The sequence below is a fragment of the Flavobacterium azizsancarii genome, assembly GCF_027980145.1.
In the GTDB taxonomy this organism is placed as follows: Bacteria; Bacteroidota; Bacteroidia; order Flavobacteriales; family Flavobacteriaceae; genus Flavobacterium; species Flavobacterium azizsancarii.
The window spans coordinates 1-4,963 of the sequence record NZ_JAMZNK010000088.1 but is presented as its reverse complement, the minus strand read 5'-3'; the positions used below and the strand labels follow the sequence as shown (position 1 = coordinate 4,963).

Annotated in this window: 2 tRNA genes and 2 rRNA genes; all 4 read right to left on the bottom strand. The window is 46.9% G+C overall.

Annotated elements, in window-relative coordinates:
• Positions 1-82: 82 nt before the first annotated feature.
• Positions 83-2,966: ribosomal RNA gene (locus NJT12_RS24615) — 23S ribosomal RNA — on the bottom strand.
• A 195-nt stretch (positions 2,967-3,161) separates the two neighbouring features.
• A tRNA-Ala gene (locus NJT12_RS24610) sits at positions 3,162-3,235 on the bottom strand.
• A gap of 100 nt (positions 3,236-3,335) precedes the next feature.
• Positions 3,336-3,409, bottom strand: a tRNA-Ile gene (locus tag NJT12_RS24605).
• Positions 3,410-3,535: 126 nt separating this feature from the next.
• Positions 3,536-4,963 (bottom strand): 16S ribosomal RNA (locus NJT12_RS24600); the annotation flags it as partial.

The window sequence follows — 4,963 nt, the reverse complement described above, 5'->3', positions numbered from 1 at the left end:
TAATATCTTAACATACTGAGATAAAGAAAAAAGTATTGATTTAGAAAGTTTCTTCTCCCACCTTACGGTGGGAGAAAAGGGTGTACATAAGCTTACGGATTATTAGTACTACTCGACTATGACATTACTGCCTTTACATCTATAGCCTATCAACGTGGTCATCTCCCACGATCCTTAAAAGAAATCTCATCTTGTGGTGGGTTTCGCGCTTATATGCTTTCAGCGCTTATCCCTTCCAAACGTAGCTACTCTGCGATGCTCCTGGCGGAACAACAGATACACTAGAGGTTTGTCCAATTCGGTCCTCTCGTACTAGAATCAGATCCACTCAAATTTCTAACGCCCACAGTAGATAGAGACCGAACTGTCTCACGACGTTCTGAACCCAGCTCGCGTGCCACTTTAATGGGCGAACAGCCCAACCCTTGGGACCTTCTCCAGCCCCAGGATGTGACGAGCCGACATCGAGGTGCCAAACCCCCCCGTCGATATGAGCTCTTGGGGGAGATCAGCCTGTTATCCCCGGCGTACCTTTTATCCTTTGAGCGATGGCCCTTCCATGCGGAACCACCGGATCACTATGCTCTACTTTCGTACCTGATCGACCTGTATGTCTCTCAGTCAAGCTCCCTTATGCCATTGCACTCTACGCACGGTTACCAAGCGTACTGAGGGAACCTTTAGAAGCCTCCGTTACTCTTTTGGAGGCGACCACCCCAGTCAAACTACCCACCAAGCAATGTCCCCCGCAAAACGGGGTTAGGCCTCAGATAAACAAAGGGTTGTATTTCAACAATGACTCCACAACGCCTGGCGACGCCACTTCACAGTCTCCAACCTATCCTACACATCATTTATCCAAGGTCAATACTAAGCTATAGTAAAGGTGCACAGGGTCTTTTCGTCCCACTGCGGGTAAACGGCATCTTCACCGTTACTACAATTTCACCGAGCTCATGGCTGAGACAGTGTCCAGATCGTTACACCATTCGTGCAGGTCGGAACTTACCCGACAAGGAATTTCGCTACCTTAGGACCGTTATAGTTACGGCCGCCGTTTACTGGGGCTTCAATTCAATGCTTCTCCGAAGATAACATCTCCTCTTAACCTTCCAGCACCGGGCAGGTGTCAGGCCCTATACTTCATCTTACGATTTTGCAGAGCCCTGTGTTTTTGATAAACAGTCGCCTGGACCTCTTCACTGCGGCCCTGATTACTCAGGGCGACCCTTCTCCCGAAGTTACGGGTCTATTTTGCCTAATTCCTTAGCCATGAATCTCTCGAGCACCTTAGGATTCTCTCCTCAACTACCTGTGTCGGTTTACGGTACTGGTACTAATTACCTGAAGTTTAGAGGTTTTTCTTGGAAGCCCTTAGGCGCACTATCTCTTTGTCCGAAGACTCCGAGTACTATCGTATTTCCCCAAAACCCGTGGATTTGCCTGCGGGTCTTATAGGTAGGTACTTCAACGAACTATTCCGTCAGTTCGCGGCGCTTTCATCACTCCGTCACCCCATCACAGTAATTAGTAGTACGGGAATATTAACCCGTTAGCCATCGACTGTCCCTTTCGGGTTCGCCTTAGGACCAGACTAACCCACAGCTGATTAGCATAGCTGTGGAAACCTTAGTTTTTCGGTGTGCGGGTTTCTCGCCCGCATTATCGTTACTTATGCCTACATTTTCTTTTCTAACCAGTCCAGCATACCTTACGATACACCTTCAACCCTGTTAGAATGCTCCCCTACCACTTACAATTGCTTGTAAATCCATAGCTTCGGTAATATACTTATGCCCGATTATTATCCATGCTCGTCCGCTCGACTAGTGAGCTGTTACGCACTCTTTAAATGAATGGCTGCTTCCAAGCCAACATCCTAGCTGTCTGGGCAGACAAACCTCGTTCTTTCAACTTAGTATATATTTGGGGACCTTAGCTGATGGTCTGGGTTCTTTCCCTCTCGGACTTGGACCTTAGCACCCAAGCCCTCACTGTTAGTGAACATTATATAGCATTCGGAGTTTGTCAGGAATTGGTAGGCGGTGAAGCCCCCGCATCCAATCAGTAGCTCTACCTCTATATAACTTTATAACTAACGCTGCACCTAAATGCATTTCGGGGAGTACGAGCTATTTCCGAGTTTGATTGGCCTTTCACCCCTACCCACAGGTCATCCGAAGACTTTTCAACGTCAACCGGTTCGGTCCTCCACTGTGTGTTACCACAGCTTCAACCTGCCCATGGGTAGATCACACGGTTTCGCGTCTAACACTACTGACTAAAGCGCCCTATTCAGACTCGCTTTCGCTACGGATCCGTGGCTTAACCACTTAACCTTGCCAGCAACGTTAACTCGTAGGCTCATTATGCAAAAGGCACGCCGTCACCCCACGAAAGGGCTCCGACCGCTTGTAAGCGTATGGTTTCAGGATCTATTTCACTCCGTTATTCACGGTTCTTTTCACCTTTCCCTCACGGTACTGGTTCACTATCGGTCTCTCAGGAGTATTTAGCCTTAGCGGATGGTCCCGCCAAATTCAGACAGGGTTTCACGTGCCCCGCCCTACTCAGGATACCACTATCTATTATACTCGTTACCCATACGGGACTATCACCCTCTATGGTGTCACTTTCCAGTAACTTCCGGTTCCTTGTACATAAAATGTCGTGGTCCTACAACCCCAATCTTGCCGTAACAACATTGGTTTGGGCTAATCCGCGTTCGCTCGCCACTACTTACGGAATCACTTTTGTTTTCTTCTCCTCCGCCTACTTAGATGTTTCAGTTCAGCGGGTTTGCCCACCTATCGGTGTACTATGTCTTCAACATAGTGGGTTGCCCCATTCAGGTATCTACGGATCAATCGGTGTGTGCCCGTCCCCGTAGCTTTTCGCAGCTTATCACGCCTTTCATCGCCTCTGAGAGCCAAGGCATCCCCCATACGCCCTTATTTTGCTTATTGTACCAATCTTAAAATTAATTAAGACCGTTTTTTTTTGTTCTTTACAATAAATTGTAAAAAACGCTTTCTACTTTTTATTATTTTCTTATCTCAATATGTCAATGAACTTTTTCTTTTTCAGAATAAAGAACATAGAGAATAGAGAATAGACTTTGTCTATATTCTTTTTTCTATATTCTATCTTCTTAAAGATAGTGGAGAATAACGGAGTCGAACCGTTGACCTCCTGCGTGCAAGGCAGGCGCTCTAGCCAGCTGAGCTAATCCCCCTTTTTAATTAAAAATTAAAAATCGTGAATTAAAAATTATGAACTATTTGATCCTTAATCTTTCAACTTCTAAAATTTCCTTCTTTTTAAGCATAAAATAGTTGTCTCGGACAGACTCGAACTGTCGACCCCTACATTATCAGTGTAGTACTCTAACCAGCTGAGCTACGAGACACTCTTATTCTTAAAATTTATTATTTGAACTAACAGCAAGAGTAAAATAGTCTTAAAATCAAAACCTATAAAGCTTCTTCTTTTTTCCTCAGCGTGTTGATAAATCAACTAACACTTGAGGCTCTAGAAAGGAGGTGTTCCAGCCGCACCTTCCGGTACGGCTACCTTGTTACGACTTAGCCCTAGTTACCAGTTTTACCCTAGGCAGCTCCTTGCGGTCACCGACTTCAGGCACCCCCAGCTTCCATGGCTTGACGGGCGGTGTGTACAAGGCCCGGGAACGTATTCACCGGATCATGGCTGATATCCGATTACTAGCGATTCCAGCTTCACGGAGTCGAGTTGCAGACTCCGATCCGAACTGTGACCGGTTTTATAGATTCGCTCCTGGTCGCCCAGTGGCTGCTCTCTGTACCGGCCATTGTAGCACGTGTGTAGCCCAAGGCGTAAGGGCCGTGATGATTTGACGTCATCCCCACCTTCCTCACAGTTTGCACTGGCAGTCTTGTTAGAGTTCCCGACATGACTCGCTGGCAACTAACAACAGGGGTTGCGCTCGTTATAGGACTTAACCTGACACCTCACGGCACGAGCTGACGACAACCATGCAGCACCTTGTAAATTGTCTTGCGAAAGATCTGTTTCCAAACCGGTCAATCTACATTTAAGCCTTGGTAAGGTTCCTCGCGTATCATCGAATTAAACCACATGCTCCACCGCTTGTGCGGGCCCCCGTCAATTCCTTTGAGTTTCATTCTTGCGAACGTACTCCCCAGGTGGGATACTTATCACTTTCGCTTAGCCACTGAGTTTGCACCCAACAGCTAGTATCCATCGTTTACGGCGTGGACTACCAGGGTATCTAATCCTGTTCGCTACCCACGCTTTCGTCCATCAGCGTCAATATATTAGTAGTAACCTGCCTTCGCAATTGGTATTCCATGTAATCTCTAAGCATTTCACCGCTACACTACATATTCTAGTTACTTCCTAATAATTCAAGTCTAACAGTATCAATGGCCGTTCCACCGTTGAGCGATGGGCTTTCACCACTGACTTATTAAACCGCCTACGGACCCTTTAAACCCAATGATTCCGGATAACGCTTGGATCCTCCGTATTACCGCGGCTGCTGGCACGGAGTTAGCCGATCCTTATTCTTACGATACCGTCAAGCTACTTCACGAAGTAGTGTTTCTTCTCGTATAAAAGCAGTTTACAATCCATAGGACCGTCATCCTGCACGCGGCATGGCTGGATCAGGCTTGCGCCCATTGTCCAATATTCCTCACTGCTGCCTCCCGTAGGAGTCTGGTCCGTGTCTCAGTACCAGTGTGGGGGATCTCCCTCTCAGGACCCCTACCCATCGTAGCCTTGGTAAGCCGTTACCTTACCAACTAGCTAATGGGACGCATGCTCATCTTTTACCGTTGTGACTTTAATTATAAAATGATGCCATTTCATAATACTATGAGGTATTAATCCAAATTTCTCTGGGCTATCCCTCTGTAAAAGGTAGATTGCATACGCGTTACGCACCCGTGCGCCGGTCTCT